This is a genomic window from Klebsiella huaxiensis (genome assembly GCF_003261575.2).
GTDB classification, from domain to species: Bacteria; Pseudomonadota; Gammaproteobacteria; order Enterobacterales; family Enterobacteriaceae; genus Klebsiella; species Klebsiella huaxiensis.
In genome coordinates this window covers 339,564-354,957 of record NZ_CP036175.1, presented here as the reverse complement: position 1 = coordinate 354,957, position 15,394 = coordinate 339,564, and the positions used below count along the sequence as shown (strand labels likewise).

The 15,394-nt window shown below is 54.8% G+C and carries 14 protein-coding genes; 5 read left to right on the top strand and 9 right to left on the bottom strand.

Features of this window, described 5'->3' with window-relative positions; genetic code table 11:
* The first annotated feature begins 2 nt into the window (after positions 1 to 2).
* Positions 3 to 1,121, top strand: a complete 1,119-nt coding sequence (locus DA718_RS01610) for an ROK family transcriptional regulator (protein WP_112214871.1) — start codon at positions 3 to 5, stop codon at positions 1,119 to 1,121.
* A 505-nt stretch (positions 1,122 to 1,626) separates the two neighbouring features.
* Here DA718_RS01610 and rsmJ read toward each other — a convergent pair.
* The 5 genes from rsmJ to gntX form a co-directional block, all read right to left on the bottom strand.
* Positions 1,627 to 2,391, bottom strand: coding sequence for a 16S rRNA (guanine(1516)-N(2))-methyltransferase RsmJ (gene rsmJ / locus DA718_RS01605; protein ID WP_112216702.1), 765 nt, complete (start codon positions 2,389 to 2,391; stop codon positions 1,627 to 1,629).
* A 4-nt stretch (positions 2,392 to 2,395) separates the two neighbouring features.
* A complete protein-coding gene (prlC, locus tag DA718_RS01600) occupies positions 2,396 to 4,438 on the bottom strand; it encodes an oligopeptidase A (protein WP_112216701.1) in 2,043 nt (680 codons plus the stop codon).
* Positions 4,439 to 4,647: 209 nt separating this feature from the next.
* Positions 4,648 to 5,964: a gluconate transporter gene (gene gntT, locus DA718_RS01590; RefSeq protein WP_110274838.1), complete on the bottom strand. Its 1,317-nt coding sequence runs from the start codon at positions 5,962 to 5,964 to the stop codon at positions 4,648 to 4,650.
* A gap of 538 nt (positions 5,965 to 6,502) precedes the next feature.
* Entirely contained in the window at positions 6,503 to 7,078 is a 576-nt protein-coding gene (gene nfuA / locus DA718_RS01585; RefSeq protein ID WP_110274837.1) for a Fe-S biogenesis protein NfuA, read from the bottom strand.
* Positions 7,079 to 7,136: 58 nt separating this feature from the next.
* Positions 7,137 to 7,811 (bottom strand): DNA utilization protein GntX, encoded by a 675-nt coding sequence (gntX, locus tag DA718_RS01580; RefSeq protein WP_112216699.1) that lies wholly within the window; start codon positions 7,809 to 7,811, stop codon positions 7,137 to 7,139.
* Between the two features lie 37 nt (positions 7,812 to 7,848).
* Here gntX and bioH point away from each other — a divergent pair, with 37 nt between their 5' ends.
* Together bioH and DA718_RS01570 are read left to right on the top strand one after the other, a co-directional pair.
* Positions 7,849 to 8,631: a pimeloyl-ACP methyl ester esterase BioH gene (gene bioH / locus DA718_RS01575; RefSeq protein WP_112216698.1), complete on the top strand. Its 783-nt coding sequence runs from the start codon at positions 7,849 to 7,851 to the stop codon at positions 8,629 to 8,631.
* Positions 8,632 to 8,742: 111 nt separating this feature from the next.
* Positions 8,743 to 9,012, top strand: a complete 270-nt coding sequence (locus DA718_RS01570; protein WP_110274834.1) for a YdgH/BhsA/McbA-like domain containing protein — start codon at positions 8,743 to 8,745, stop codon at positions 9,010 to 9,012.
* A gap of 193 nt (positions 9,013 to 9,205) precedes the next feature.
* Here the strand turns inward: DA718_RS01570 and DA718_RS01565 are convergent, their stop codons facing one another.
* Positions 9,206 to 10,480, bottom strand: a complete 1,275-nt coding sequence (locus DA718_RS01565) for an acid phosphatase (RefSeq protein ID WP_112216697.1) — start codon at positions 10,478 to 10,480, stop codon at positions 9,206 to 9,208.
* Positions 10,481 to 10,673: 193 nt separating this feature from the next.
* Here DA718_RS01565 and DA718_RS01560 point away from each other — a divergent pair, with 193 nt between their 5' ends.
* Both DA718_RS01560 and gorA read left to right on the top strand, forming a co-directional pair.
* The gene (locus DA718_RS01560; RefSeq protein ID WP_112216696.1) at positions 10,674 to 11,516 is read left to right on the top strand and encodes a 23S rRNA (adenine(2030)-N(6))-methyltransferase RlmJ; all 843 of its coding nucleotides are present in this window, start codon (positions 10,674 to 10,676) and stop codon (positions 11,514 to 11,516) included.
* Positions 11,517 to 11,587: 71 nt separating this feature from the next.
* Positions 11,588 to 12,940, top strand: coding sequence for a glutathione-disulfide reductase (gene gorA, locus DA718_RS01555; RefSeq protein WP_112216695.1), 1,353 nt, complete (start codon positions 11,588 to 11,590; stop codon positions 12,938 to 12,940).
* A gap of 65 nt (positions 12,941 to 13,005) precedes the next feature.
* On the opposite strand, the gene DA718_RS01550 is transcribed toward gorA, so the two are convergent.
* The 3 genes from DA718_RS01550 to DA718_RS01540 form a co-directional block, all read right to left on the bottom strand.
* Positions 13,006 to 14,070, bottom strand: a complete 1,065-nt coding sequence (locus DA718_RS01550) for a galactitol-1-phosphate 5-dehydrogenase (RefSeq protein ID WP_112216694.1) — start codon at positions 14,068 to 14,070, stop codon at positions 13,006 to 13,008.
* A 161-nt stretch (positions 14,071 to 14,231) separates the two neighbouring features.
* On the bottom strand, positions 14,232 to 14,501 hold the full coding sequence (locus DA718_RS01545; protein ID WP_112216693.1) for an HPr family phosphocarrier protein: 270 nt from the start codon (positions 14,499 to 14,501) through the stop codon (positions 14,232 to 14,234).
* Between the two features lie 23 nt (positions 14,502 to 14,524).
* Complete coding sequence (locus DA718_RS01540) at positions 14,525 to 15,385, bottom strand: class II aldolase (RefSeq protein WP_112216692.1); 861 nt, start codon at positions 15,383 to 15,385, stop codon at positions 14,525 to 14,527.
* Positions 15,386 to 15,394: the final 9 nt, after the last annotated feature.

The following is a 15,394-nucleotide window of genomic DNA, read 5'->3' as shown; positions in this document are numbered from 1 at the left end:
CCATGAACGCCCACTCTGAACGCCTTGAGCTGCGCGGTTCGCAGCGCCTGCTGCTGGAGCTTATCCGCCGCCATGCACCGGTTACTCGCGCGGAGCTGGCGCGTTTGTCAAACCTGACGGCGGGCGCGATTACCCAGCAGTGCCGGGAGCTGATATTTTCCGGTCTGGTGGTCGAAGGTGAGCGTAATACCGGGCAGCGCGGCCAGCCGTCGCTACCGCTGCGGCTTAATCCCGGCGGCGGCTGCGCCATCGGATTGTCGTTCAGTCCCGGTTTTATCGATATGACGGTGGTCGATCTCAGCGGTCGCCAGTTGCTCTCAATTTCCGAGGCGCATCAGGAAAACCAGCCGTTGGCCTCAACGCTCGCGCAAATTAAAACGCTGGTCGAGCAGACGCTGAAAAAGCGCCAGCTTCAGCACGCGCGAATTTTCGGGATCGGCTACGCGGTGCCAGGTTTTCTGAAATCTGATGGACGCAAGCGCCATAGCGTGGCGTGGCTGGAGAGCTGGCGTGAGGTTGATCTCCAGCAGGCGTTTGCCGACAACCTGCCGTGGCCGACATGGGTAGAGAACAACGCCAACGCCTCGGCGGTAGGCGAGCTGTACAGTGGCGAATGGAACGACTATAGCGATCTGACGTTTATCGACCTCGGCTACGGTATCGGCGCAGGGGTGATTTCCGGGCATAAGCTGCTGCGCGGCGGCTTCTTTAATGCGGGCGAGGTAGGGATGGCGTTCCCGTCCGGTACACCGCGCCCGTCCTATAAAGATCTGGTCGCTACGTTAGAGCATGAAGGGCTAGCGCAAGCGCAGTTACCGGAGCTTATCGCCGGTCAGCACCCGCTGCTGGAGGGTTGGTTTGCCCGCTGCTGCGACCAGGTAGAACAAACTGTTTTCGGCTGCGTGCAGTGGGTTGATCCACAGCTGATTGTGCTGGGCGGTGCGCTGCCTAAACCGATTATTAGTCGGCTGGTGCAGGAGCTTAATCATCGCCTGCAAACAAAGCTCGACCCTAATCGTCCGAAAGTCATGCTGGCGGCCTCATCAATGGGGGCGCTAAGTGCTTCACGCGGCGCGGCGATGATCCCGCTATATCAGGTGATTAACGAAGGGCAGAGCTAGCAGAAAAGAAGGCATCCCCGGAGGCGGTGCTGCGCACCTGTCCGGGCTACCAGACCGCACGAATCCGTAGCCCGGGCAAGGCGCGTCAAGCGCCGCCCCCGGGAAAACGCGCACAATATTTCAGTCAGCGACATCCCCTGATTGCGGCTGATGCCTTATCCGGGCTACCAGACCGCACGAATCCGTAGCCCGGGCAAGGCGCGTCAAGCGCCGCCCCCGGGAAAACGCGCACAATATTTCAGTCAGCGACATCCCCGGATTGCGGCTGATGCCTTGCCCGGGCTACCAGACCACACGAGCCCGTAGCCCGGGCAAGGCGCGTCAAGCGCCGCCCCCGGGAAAACGCGCACGATATTTGAGTCAGCGACATCCCCGGATTGCGGCTGACGCCTTATCCGGGCTACCAGACCGCACGAATCCGTAGCCCGGGCAAGGCGCATCAAGCGCCGCCCCCGGGAAAAACGCGCACGATATTTCAGGCAGCGACATCCCCGGATTGTAAGATTTATCCTTGTTGCTCAATCGCCGTTCCGGCGTAAATATCAAACCGGTGGCCTTTGGTGACCACCGCGTTCGGCGTCGCCACATCCGCCAGCGGCGGCGCATAGTCCGGTCGTTTGACCACCACGCGTTTGGTCGCCAACAGACGAGCAGGTTCCAGCAGGCCATCAGCGTCTAAATCCGGCCCCACCAGCGACTGAAACACCCGCATCTCTTTCTTCACCAATGCACTTTTCTGCTTATGTGGGAACATCGGGTCGAGGTAAACCACCTGCGGACGCGGAGTAATATCGGTCAGCGCCATCAGGCTGGAGGCGTGAATTAGCTGTAGCCGCTCCTGCAACCATGGACCGATTTCCGCATCGGCATAGCCGCGCGTCAGGCCATCGTCGAGCAGCGCGGCAACCACCGGATTGCGTTCCAGCATCCGCACATGGCAACCCACAGAGGCGAGGACGAACGCATCGCGTCCCAGTCCGGCAGTCGCATCGACCACATCCGGCAGGTAATCACCCTTAATACCAACCGCTTTTGCCACCGCCTCGCCGCGGCCGCCGCCAAACTTGCGTCGATGAGCCATCGCCCCGCCGACAAAATCGACGAAGATACCACCAAGCTTCGGCTCATCGCGCTTGCGCAGTTCCAGATGCTCCGACGTCATCACCAGCGCCATCAGGTTGTCTTCATCGTGTTCCAGCCCCCAGCGGGCAGCAAGAACAGATAAGGCGCCGTCTCCGGCGCCCGTTTCATCAATTAAGCAGATTTTCACTCAATCAGCCTTTGATTCCGTAATGCTCAAGCATCGCGTCCAGCTGCGGTTCGCGACCACGGAAGCGTTTGAACAGCGTCATCGGCTCTTCAGAACCACCGCGAGTCAGGATGTTGTCGAGGAACGACTGACCGGTTTCGCGGTTGAAGATCCCCTCCTCTTCGAAGCGCGAGAAGGCGTCCGCCGCCAGCACATCGGCCCACAGATAGCTGTAGTAGCCCGCCGCATAGCCACCGGCAAAAATATGGCTGAAAGCATGCGGGAAGCGGCCCCATGACGGTCCAGGGATCAGCGCAACCTGCTTTTTAATTTCCGCCAGCGTTTCGAGGATTTTAGCCCCCTGCTCTGGCTGGAACTCCGCATGCAGGCGGAAGTCGAACAGTCCGAACTCCAGCTGGCGCAGGATAAACATCGCCGCCTGGTAGTTTTTCGCCGCCAGCATTTTCTCCAGCAGTTCTTTTGGCAGCGGCTCGCCGGTTTCATAGTGACCGGAGATAAACGCCAGAGCGTCCGGCTCCCAGCACCAGTTTTCCATAAACTGGCTCGGCAGTTCGACCGCATCCCACGGCACCCCGCTGATGCCGGAAACCCCGGCGGTATCGATACGGGTCAGCATATGATGCAGGCCATGACCAAACTCGTGGAACAGAGTGATCACTTCATCATGAGTGAACAGCGCCGGTTTGCCGCTGACCGGACGGTTAAAGTTACAGGTCAGATAAGCGACCGGTTTTTGCAGCGAACCATCGAGTTTGCGCATCTGGCCGACGCAGTCGTCCATCCATGCCCCGCCGCGCTTATGTTCGCGAGCGTAGAGATCGAGGTAGAAGCTGCCACGCAGTTCATTGTTTTCGTCATACAGCTCGAAGAAACGCACTTCCGGATGCCAGACGTCAACATCGGTACGCTCTTTGGCGGTAATACCATAAATACGTTGAACGACTTCGAACAGGCCGTTAACGGCTTTGTTTTCCGGGAAGTACGGGCGCAGCTGTTCGTCGCTGATGCTGTACAGATGCTGTTTCTGTTTTTCGCTGTAGTACGCGATATCCCACGGCTGCAGTTCATCAACGCCAAATTCGGCTTTGGCGAAGGCTCGCAGCTGGGCCAGCTCTTTCTCACCCTGGGGACGGGCACGTTTGGCCAGATCGGTCAGGAAGTCGAGCACCTGCTGTGGGTTCTCGGCCATTTTGGTAGCCAGAGACTTGTCGGCATAGCTGTCGAAGCCCAGTAGCTGCGCCAGCTCATGGCGCAGGGCAAGAATTTCCGCCATCACCGGGCTGTTGTCCCACTTCCCGGCGTTTGGCCCCTGGTCAGAAGCGCGGGTGGAGTAAGCGCGATACAGCTCTTCACGAAGCCGCCCGTTGTCGCAATAAGTCATCACCGGAAGATAGCTCGGGATATCCAGAGTTAGCAGATAGCCTTCCTGCTCCTTGGCTTCAGCCTGCGCTTTGGCGGCAGCCAGCGCGCTTTCCGGCATCCCGGAAAGTTCGACTTCATCGGTCACCAGCTTCGTCCAACCCATAGTGGCATCGAGCACGTTGTTGCTGTACTGGTTGCCCAGCTCGGACAGGCGAGCGGCGATTTCGCCATAGCGTTTCTGCTGCTCTTTCGCCAGGCCAATACCAGAAAGTTCAAAATCACGCAGCGCGTTATCCACCGCTTTTTTCTGCGCGGTATTCAGAGTGGCGTAATGGTCGCCGTCGCGCAGGTCGCGGTACGCTTTATACAGACCTTCATGTTGCCCAACCCAAGTGCTGTACTCAGAGAGCAGCGGCAGGGTTTGTTCGTAGGCTTCGCGCAGTTCCGGGCTGTTTTTAACCGAGTTCAGATGGCTGACCGGCGAAAAAATACGCCCCAGCACGTCATCCACTTCTGCCAGCGGCTGGCAAAGATTTTCCCAGGTGTACGGCGCCCCTTGCGCCACCGCGCTCTCTACCGCCGCCCGGCAATCATCCAGCGCTTTGGTGACCGCGGGGACGACATGTTCAGGTTGGATAGCAGAGAAAGGGGGCAATAAAAAAGGCGTCAGTAATGGATTGGTCATATGCGCAGTCCTGTTGAAGAGGGTAAATGAAGCGCGCGTCCGGCGCTTTAGCATGAGATCTAGAATGGGGGATAGTTGGGTGAATTTCAATGTCAGGCACGGTGCAGAACCGGGTATTACTGCGATAAGCCTGGCCTCTGTGGTTATTGCGCATAAAAAAGCCGGGTCAGCATCGCTGCTACCCGGCCCGTTTTATACTGACGCTCTGCTTACACCACCATCCCCAACAGCAAGCAGCCAATCAGACCGCACACGGAGATAATGGTTTCCAGCACCGACCACGACCTGATGGTCTCGCCGATAGTCAGGTTGAAGTACTCTTTAAACAGCCAGAAGCCCGGATCGTTGACGTGAGAGAAGATAACGCTACCGGAACCAACGGCGATAACCATCAGTTCAGGGCTCACGCCGGTAGTCGCGATCAACGGTGCAGCAATCCCGCCTGCGGTAATAGCTGCAACGGTCGCCGAACCCAGCGCAATACGCAGTACCGCAGCAATCGACCAGGCCATAAACAGCGGAGACATATTGGATTCATGCATGATAGAGGCGATGTATTTGTCCATCCCACTATCGACCAGCACCTGTTTGAAGGCGCCACCGCCACCGATGATCAGCAGCATCATGGCAATAATTTTGATGGAAGAAGTCAGCGTTTCGTTGATCTGGTCCATCGAGCGGCCACGGTTGAGGCCAAAGGTGAACAGCGCGATCAGCACCGCAATCAGCGTTGCCATCACCGGGTCGCCAAAGAACTCAGCAACCGGCAGGAAAGCATGACCTTTCGGCAGCACCATCTCGGCTACCGCACGCATCGCCATCAGAATAACCGGCACCAGAGAAGTCCAGACGCTGACGCCAAAGCCCGGCATCTCTTCTTCAGTGAATGTTTTCGGGTTATGCAGGCCTTCCGGAATCGGTTTATCGATGCCTTTCAGGAAACGTGCGTAAACCGGACCGGCCAGAATCACTGTCGGGATCGCCAGAATCGTACCGAACAGCAGGGTTTTACCCATATCGGCATGGAAAATGGTGGCAATCGCCGTCGGACCCGGGTGCGGAGGCAGGAAGCCGTGGGTAACGGAAAGCGCGGCCGCCATCGGCACGCCGACGTATAGCAGCGGGATGCGGGCGGACGCAGCGATGGTAAAGACCAGCGGCAGCATCAACACGAAACCCACTTCATAGAACAGCGCGAAGCCGACGGTAAAACCGGTCAGCACGACTGCCCATTGGATGTGTTGTTTACCAAATTTGTCAATTAGCGTGGTGGCGATACGCTGCGCACCGCCGCAGTCCGCCAGCATTTTACCGAGCATAGCGCCGAAGCCCATGATCAGCGCGAGGCTGCCGAGGGTTCCCCCAACGCCGTTCTTGATGGAGACGATAACTTTATCCAGAGGCATGCCCTGCATGAGCCCGACGGCAAGCGCCACCAGAACCAGAGCGATAAAACCGTTCATTTTGAAACGGATCATCAGCAACAATAACAGGGCAACCCCGATAGCAACGATGACTAATGGCATGATTTACCTGGCCTTAATTTGTTATGGGTAACGTCATAGTTTCAACATTGACTTCATCCGTTCCGATTGGAACAAAAAATGTCCTACGCCGTAAATGCTAGCTTTATCCTTACCCAGAGAAAGGATAGCCGGCTATTTTTTAATCTGTGGCGCCTGAAATGAATGATACGGGTAACATGGTGAGTTTGAGAATCACCTGGGCAGTGAAAATTTCAAATATGAGACTTAAGTCATACTCTTTCCCGGGTTTTTGCCGGGTTGCTTAGAGCCTATCCCAGTAGGCGTTATTGGCGCAGACAGTTTGAACACGGCCAGCGCGGAAGAGCCGGAGCGTACACGTAGTACGTGAGGATTATTCGCTACGCTCACCCTTCGGGCCGCCCTGAGGGCGTTCAAAACTCAGTGAGTTTTGTCTGAGCACTGCCCAGGTTCAAAATGGCAAGCAAAATAGCCCTAATGAGATAGGCTCTTAGCGGGGAATGTTGTGCGGTAACTGAGGAGAGTAGCCCGACAGCGCAAATACTGCCGGGCGGGGGAATCAATAGTAGGAGTGCTCGCCGCGCTGATGTTCGGTCAGATCGCGTACGCCTTTCAGTTCCGGGAATTCGTTCAGCATCTGCTTCTCGATCCCTTCTTTCAGGGTTACATCGACCATCGAACAGCCGTTACAGCCGCCGCCGAATTGCAGGATAGCCAGACCATCGTCGGTGATTTCCATCAGCGTGACGCGCCCGCCGTGACCGGCCAGCTGCGGGTTAATCTGCGATTGCAGCAGATATTCGACGCGCTCCATCAGCGGGGCATCATCAGAAACCTTGCGCATCTTGGCGTTTGGCGCTTTCAGCGTCAGCTGAGAGCCTAGCTGGTCGGTAACAAAATCGATTTCAGCGTCTTCCAGGTACGGCGCGCTAAGTTCATCGACATAAGCGGTCAGTTGCTCAAACTTCAGCGCAGTATCGGTGTCTTCCACCGCATCCGGTGGGCAGTAGGAAACGCCGCACTCAGCGTTTGGGGTACCGGGATTAATCACAAATACGCGAATTTGTGTCCCTTCTTCCTGATTTACCAGCAGTTTGGCAAAGTGCGCTTGTGCAGCATCGGAAATACGGATCATAGCGTTGGCCTAATAGTTGACTATTTTACTTGGTTATAATACGCCCATCAGCAGGGGTCTACAAGGTACGGCATATACACCATACCTGAACCGTCGCGGCGCCGTTTCGCAAAAGCAGGCGGGATATCTCGGCGACGGTGCTTCCGGTTGTGACGACATCATCCACAATGGCGATATGGTGACCCCGCACCGACAATTCAAGCTGAAAGGCGTTTTTCAGGTTCTGTTTGCGCAATCTGGCGCTGAGCTGATGCTGGGTGGCGGTACGACGCTGACGGGTGAGCGCATCGCTACGCCAAGCGCAGCCCATCCAGTGCGCCAGCGGGCGGCACAGCAGATCGCTCTGATTAAAACCCCGCTTCCACTGGCGACGCTGCCAGAGCGGCACGCTGATAATTCTATCTGGTTTGGGAAGCCCCCTGCTCTGATGAATACGCAACAGCAGAAGACGCGCCAGCGCCGGAGCCAGCTCTGGTCGTTTGTTGAATTTTAACTGGTGAATCATGCCGCTCAGCGGCGGCCGATAATCATTCACCGCAACCAGCCGCTGCCACGGCGGTGGTTTTTGCAGGCAGCGCCCGCACGGCAGCAGGCCTGCCTGAGCAGGTAGCCCACACTGAGGACAGAGCGGCTCAGACGCCATCAACGATGCAGCGCATCGCGAGCAGATCCCCCAGCGGGCGATGGCCAGCGGCATTTGGCATAGCCAGCATAAGCTGTGTGCTGTTAGCATATTTCCCCTTATCTTGATGGAAAGAGAACAGTAACCGATGAAAGAGATCTGGTGGCAAACCACGGGCGAAGGAAATTGTCATCTTGTGCTGCTGCACGGATGGGGGCTGAATGCGCAAGTGTGGGATTGCATCACGCCGGAACTAACCTCGCATTTCACGCAGCACCTCGTCGACCTTCCGGGCTATGGCCGCAGCAGCGGATTTGGTGCCCTATCGCTCCAGGAGATGGCGCAGCAGGTGCTAGCCAAAGCGCCAGAGCGCGCTATCTGGCTGGGCTGGAGCCTCGGCGGGCTGGTGGCAAGTCAGGTTGCGTTAACTCACCCCAACCGCGTGCAGGCGCTGGTCACCGTCGCCTCTTCTCCCTGTTTTAGTGCTCACGATAGCTGGCCGGGAATCAAACCCGAGGTGCTGAGCGGTTTTCAACAGCAACTGAGTGAAGATTTTCAGCGCACCGTGGAGCGTTTTCTGGCGCTGCAAACTATGGGAACCGAGAGCGCCCGCCAGGATGCCAAAGCACTGAAGAAGGCAGTGCTGTCGCTGCCGATGCCTGCGCCGGAGGTGCTAAACGGCGGACTGGAGATCCTCAAAACCGCCGATTTACGCCAGCCGCTGGCGGCGCTGACGATGCCGTTTTTACGTCTGTACGGTCGGCTGGATGGTCTGGTGCCGCGAAAAATCGTGCCGGTGCTCGACGCGCTGTGGCCACAGAGCCAATCCATCATCTTCGATAAAGCCGCCCACGCGCCGTTTATCTCTCATCCGCAGGAATTTTGCGCACCTCTGATAGCGCTAAAAGCCCAGGCCAGTAAATATTTTTAGCAGGACATGGTAAAAACGCGGGGCCCGACAATACTTAGGTTGTTGCGGCGGTTGACTATTTCATGTTGCCTTCGCGACCTAAAAACAACAACCTAATGGAGAGTAGAGGCTATGAAACTTGTTACAGGAATTGTTGCATCTCTGGTGATTGGTTCCCTGTCCTTCGGCGCGTTCGCTGCCAAGGAAATTCAAAAAGATGAAGTCGCTAAAATGAATCTGACCAAAGTCGGTTCGATTACCACCTCAAAAACGACTTCTCCGATGGATGCGAAGCGCGATCTGTCGAAAAAAGCGGATGAGATGGGCGGCACTTATTTTGTGGTGATTGCAGGCGAGAAGAACGAGAAAACGGTTCACGCGAACGCGGACGTCTACAAGTAAGCCAGTAAGCGGGTCTCAGGACCCGCTTTCGGTATCGCGACGGTGCGGGCGGTTTCCCGGACAGGTGCGCCAGCACCGCCTCCGGGAAAATGCATCATTCAATCTTCCCAGTGCGGCTACGCTGACCGGCTACGAATTCACAACCATCTGATCTGTACTCTACCAGGCTACGAAAGGCGCTGGCCTTCCGTGATTATTGATGAACTTTGGCCGCCATCTGATACGCAGCAGGCAGATTCAACCGCTGCCAGAACTGCTGGTCACCGGTCTCCCCCGACAGCGGGTACCCTGCGGGCAGAGCCGTTTTGACCATCAACGCCCGGCGCTGCGCGGCGGACAGATTCGGCAATGCTGCTTCCAGCAACACTTCCGCCCCTTCCGGCACCTTCAGACCCTGTTTTTCGCCCTTCTGCTGCGGCAGGCTGTAGGTCATGGTGAAGCGATAAAACTCACGCATCGCCGGGTCGCGATAGGGATCGTCCTTCGCAGGCACCTTCGCGCATTCCGCCAGCGTCGTACCGCACTCTTTCTCCAGCGCCGTACGCAGTTGGTCGCGAGCTTCATTGAACAACGCGCGATACTTCGCATCATTCAGATAGTGAGCGACGTTGCGCTGCGCCACCATCCGCGAGCCCATCACGTCCAGCGGATAATGCACGCCCAGCACGATGCGCGAGTAACCATAGCGAGCGCCGCGGGTTACCAGCGCATCAAAGCGCTCGGGGATCATCTCCGCCATCAGCAGCGCATCGGTATAGCCGGTATTGGTATGTCCACTCGGGAATGAGCCACCGTCTGCGGTATAGGGTTTGTTATCCTTCACCACCACATCGTCCGGCACCAGATGGATGGTGTTCCCCTGAATCAGGAACGGGCGCGGGTTATTAAAGTGCTTTTTCGCCGCGCTGGTACTCACTTCAGAAGCTTTAATCAGCGCAGCTGCCTTGCCGAGCTCGCCTTTATCGTAGGCGGTAAGGAATGCTTTCCCAAGGCGTGGCCCCATCGCATCGCTGAGAAAATAGAGATAGCTGATCCCCTCAGCATCTGCCAGCGCCTGGTGGCGAGAGGTCTGCACAGCATCGCGGTTAATCGCGGTGACGGTTTCGAGGTTTTGCTGTATGACCGCCTTCGGCAGCGTGCTGAACGCCGAGAGCAATTCGATACCCGCCTGCTGGTTGGCTTTAGCCTGGAAATCGTAACCGCTGCCCTTCAGCCACGCTTTATCCGCCTGGGTTTTATTCTGTTTAGCGTGCTCCAGCTGGTCACGAGTGAGGGTTGATGCATCGCCCTTCAGCGCGTTACGTAGTTGGGACAGGCTTTGGTTCTCCAGGGCGTCGAATGCCGGACTCGCAGCCGCTGGCGTCACGCCGTTAGCCATCGCCGCCGCCTGATTCAGAGGGACATCTTGCGCCAGAACCGGCAGCGCCAGGATGAGCGCCGATGTCAGAAGCGTAATTTGCAGTTTCATTATTTTCCCTTTATACAAATAGTTACCTTGCCTGCATGCGACGCTAGCGCCCCTGTTTTACGTTTTTATGACACGGTTATGTTTTGCAACGCTTTAACCGCATTTGAAACAGCGCGGTGCCGGAGGCGGTAATCCAGGCGGATCTGCGGTAAACTATCGGTTATCTTGTTTACTTCCCGGAATCACCGCATCCATGCTCAGTTATCGCCACAGCTTTCACGCAGGCAACCACGCCGACGTCCTTAAACACACCGTTCAGAGTCTGATCATTGAATCACTGAAAGAGAAAGAAAAACCGTTTCTCTATCTGGACACTCACGCCGGAGCAGGCCGCTATCAGCTGAGCAGCGAGCACGCTGAGCGTACTGGTGAATATCTCGAAGGTATCGCCCGCATCTGGCAGCAGGATGACCTGCCCGCCGAGCTGGAGCCGTATATCTCCGTCGTCCAGCATTTCAACCGCAGCGGCCAGCTGCGCTACTACCCCGGCTCGCCGCTGATTGCCCGCCAGCTTCTGCGCGAGCAGGACAGCCTGCAGATGACCGAGCTGCACCCAAGCGATTTCCCGTTGCTGCGTTCTGAATTCCAGAAAGATGATCGCGCCCGCGTGGAAAAAGCCGACGGCTACCAGCAACTTAAGTCTAAGCTGCCGCCCGTTTCTCGTCGTGGGCTGGTGCTTATCGACCCGCCTTACGAAATCAAAAGCGATTACCAGGCGGTAGTCACCGGTATTCATGAAGGCTACAAGCGCTTTGCGACCGGTACCTACGCGCTGTGGTATCCGGTGGTGCTGCGAGCACAGATTAAGCGCATGATCAAAGAGTTAGAAGCCACCGGCATTCGCAAAATTCTGCAAATTGAGCTGGCGGTACGCCCGGACAGCGATCAGCGCGGCATGACCGCCTCCGGGATGATCGTCATCAACCCACCGTGGAAGCTGGAGCAGCAGATGAACAACGTGCTGCCATGGCTGCATAAGAAGCTGGTACCGAACGGTATCGGCCACGCAACGGTCAGTTGGATCGTGCCAGAGTAATCGCAACCATCGGTGGAACCTTTTACGCCTCGCGCTACAATCGCGGCCATTCAATAATAAGGACCAGAGCCATGACCAAACATTATGACTACATCGCTATCGGCGGCGGCAGCGGCGGCATCGCCTCCATCAACCGTGCGGCAATGTATGGACAGAAGTGCGCGCTGATTGAAGCCAAAGACCTGGGCGGCACCTGCGTGAACGTCGGCTGCGTGCCGAAGAAAGTCATGTGGCATGCGGCGCAGATCCGCGAAGCAATCCATCTGTATGGCCCGGATTACGGTTTTGATGCCACCATCAATAACTTCGACTGGGACAAACTGATCGCCAGCCGTAGCGCCTATATCGACCGTATCCACACCTCTTACGACAACGTGCTGGGTAAAAACAAAGTCGATGTGATTAAGGGCTTCGCGCGCTTTGTCGATGCGAAAACCGTGGAAGTGAATGGTGAAACCATTACCGCCGATCATATCCTGATCGCTACCGGTGGCCGTCCGAGCCATCCGAATATTCCGGGAGTCGAGTACGGCATCGATTCCGATGGCTTCTTCGAACTGCCGGCGCTGCCGAAGCGTGTTGCGGTCGTTGGCGCAGGCTATATCGCCGTTGAGCTGGCGGGCGTGATTAATGGCCTGGGTGCGGAAACTCACCTGTTTGTGCGTAAACACGCGCCGCTGCGCAGCTTTGATCCGCTGATCGTCGAGACGCTGGTCGAAGTGATGAACGCCGAAGGCCCGCAGCTGCACACCAACGCCATTCCGAAAGCGGTGGTCAAGAATGCCGATGGCAGCCTGACCCTGGAGCTGGAAGATGGCCGCAGCCAGACCGTCGACTGCCTGATTTGGGCGATTGGTCGCGAACCGGCAAACGATAACTTCAATCTCGCCGTTACAGGTGTGAAAACCAACGATAAAGGCTATATCGTCGTCGACAAATTGCAGAATACGAACGTTTCTGGTATTTACGCCGTGGGCGATAATACCGGTGCCGTTGAGCTGACCCCAGTGGCGGTTGCCGCCGGACGTCGTCTCTCTGAACGCCTGTTTAACAACAAGCCGGACGAGCATCTGGACTACAGCAACATCCCGACCGTGGTCTTCAGCCATCCGCCTATCGGCACCGTCGGTTTAACCGAACCGCAGGCACGCGAGCAGTACGGCGATGAGGCAGTGAAAGTGTATAAATCCTCTTTCACCGCCATGTATACCGCCGTAACCTCACACCGCCAGCCGTGCCGTATGAAGCTGGTCTGCGTCGGCCCGGAAGAGAAGATTGTCGGCATTCACGGCATCGGTTTTGGTATGGACGAAATGCTGCAAGGCTTCGCGGTGGCGCTGAAAATGGGCGCAACTAAGAAAGACTTCGACAATACCGTGGCGATTCACCCGACGGCATCGGAAGAGTTTGTGACGATGCGGTAATTCCCGGAACCCCGTGTTAGCACGGGGTTTTCCTTAGCAACTCCACATGTAAAAATTGAGCGACTTCATTCTGTTCCGGTACAACTACCAATATCGATTAGCACCTTCACAAAAAAGTCCTGCCGATTGTAAAGCCCTGGAAAAACAGCAGGGACATCCTTAAGAGCAACTCGCCGACTGATTAATGGCTTAATATTTATGGTTCCGGAATTCAGATACTGTATTGATGTTTTCCATTCTTGCCCTGGAAACGGCGCTGATATTGAATTCCACGACCCAAGCACTTTTAACTCGTTGCGTACAATTTTCTCAAAATTAAGCCTTGGGAAGCTAACATCGCCATAGGGTATCCCTAGCAGGACAACGGAACCGCCTTTTGCTGCAAGAAGTAAAGCGCTGGCAATACCGCCTGCGTTTCCTGAAGACTCAATCACAACATCCACACCGAGGTATTCGGTCAGCGTCTGAAAACGGGGAAGATACCCTTCATCAAGTACAGAGAATACATGGCTGGCTCCCGTACGTTTGGCAATATCGAGCTTCTGTTCATCGGTATCAAAAGCCAACACTTCTCCTGCCCCACATACCTTTGCCCATTGCACAGCCAAAAGACCGATGGTTCCACAGCCTACTACGGCCACCCGGCTGCCAGCTTTAATATCTACCTGACGTAACCCATGTACCACAACGCTGGAAGGCTCAATAAAGCTTGCTGTCGCAAAATCCATTGAATCAGGTAATTTCAGAACGTTGCGCGCAGGAACAAGTATATACTCGGCAAAAGCGCCGTTTTTATGGCCACCGAGAACTTTAAGGTCAGCACACCGTGCATAATGTCCCTGCTGACAATAACGACACACAAAGCAGGGGAAGCAGTTACATGCCGTAACGCGATCGCCACTTTTCAGCCCGCTAGCGGCAGGCCCAACTTGCTCTACAACGCCTGAGAATTCATGCCCCCAGGTTAGCCCCGGATTATACGACCCCAGTTTGCCAAAACGAGAGATATCCGAGCCGCAGATACCGGCAACCTGGACCTTAATTAAGACATCATCATTGTTAACTAAGGACGGTTTTTCTACCTCCTCATATCTTACATCTTTGATCGAATAAAGGTTTAACGCTTTCATATAATCACTCCCTGGTAACTAAAATGAACCAGCATTAAAATATAAAAATTCGGGTGAGAAACGATAATAGAATATTAAAGAATAAACAACGCAGCTTTTACTCCATTGTATGAAAAACGGATCTCACCCAAAAAAATAAAAATAGACTTAGTTTAATTGAACTAGTCTTTTTCACCAAAACCAGCAGCAAATGCTGCTTTTAACTCACTCATTAATTCGTGCTCATCCTCACCATTACAGATAAGATCAACCATAGTATTGCCTTTCACTCCAGCGCCAAGAATACTCATCATCCCCTTAATCTGGATCTCTTTTCCATTATTAACCAAAGTTAGTGATGAAGTGTATTTCTTCACAATTTTGGCTAGAGATGCCGCAGGCCGGGCGTGTAATCCGGTACTATTCACTACTCTGACACTTTGTCTAATCATGATTCTTCCAGCTATAATTATTTTCAGGATGCTTTGCGTAAAAACTGATGATCTTTATTCATCATAAGGATTTTCGAATACACATCATCTTCTACGGCCTGTTTTGCTGAAGCCATAACACGGGCTAGATTTGCTTCATTATTATTATGTTCATAAGCTTTACCCACTGATGTTATAAATGCTTTTCGCAGATCGCTAGCAATATTCACTTTAGCAACATTGTACTTAACGAAGCTGCGCAGAATTTCCGCATCAATTCCCGAACCACCATGAATGACTAATGGTACTGGAGAAACTTGTGCAATCTTTTGTAATAACGGAATATCAATACGTGGAATATCATCCAGACCATGCACGTTACCAATTGAGATGGCCAGCATATCGCAACCGGTTTGCTCAACAAACGTACGTACTTTTTCTGGCTCGGTTTTGCAGTCGGCTTCACTAACGTGGTCATCCTCTTTACCCAAAATCGCGCCGAGTTCAGCCTCAACCGGGACGCCGTAGGATTTACAGAAATCTACGGCTGCAGCAGTAAATGCAATGTTTTCTTCGAAGGAGAATGCTGCGCCATCAATCATAACGGAGGTAAATCCTGCCCGCACGGCTTGCTTAACATCATCAAAGGTTTTGCCATGATCGAGATGGAGGCTGACCGGAACATCCATCTTATCAGCATGACGTTTAACTATTTCATAAATATAGTCATAACCTGATAGCTGAGCATTTGTCGGTGCAATCTGAATAAAATTGGGTAACCCTGAGCGCTCAATCGCATTGAGAATGGAGATCGTCGTTTCCAGGTTTGTCGTATTGAATGCACCGGCAAGTACACGTTTTTCACGAATACGGTCCAGTAAAATTTTACCGTTAACTAATGGCATAGCATTATC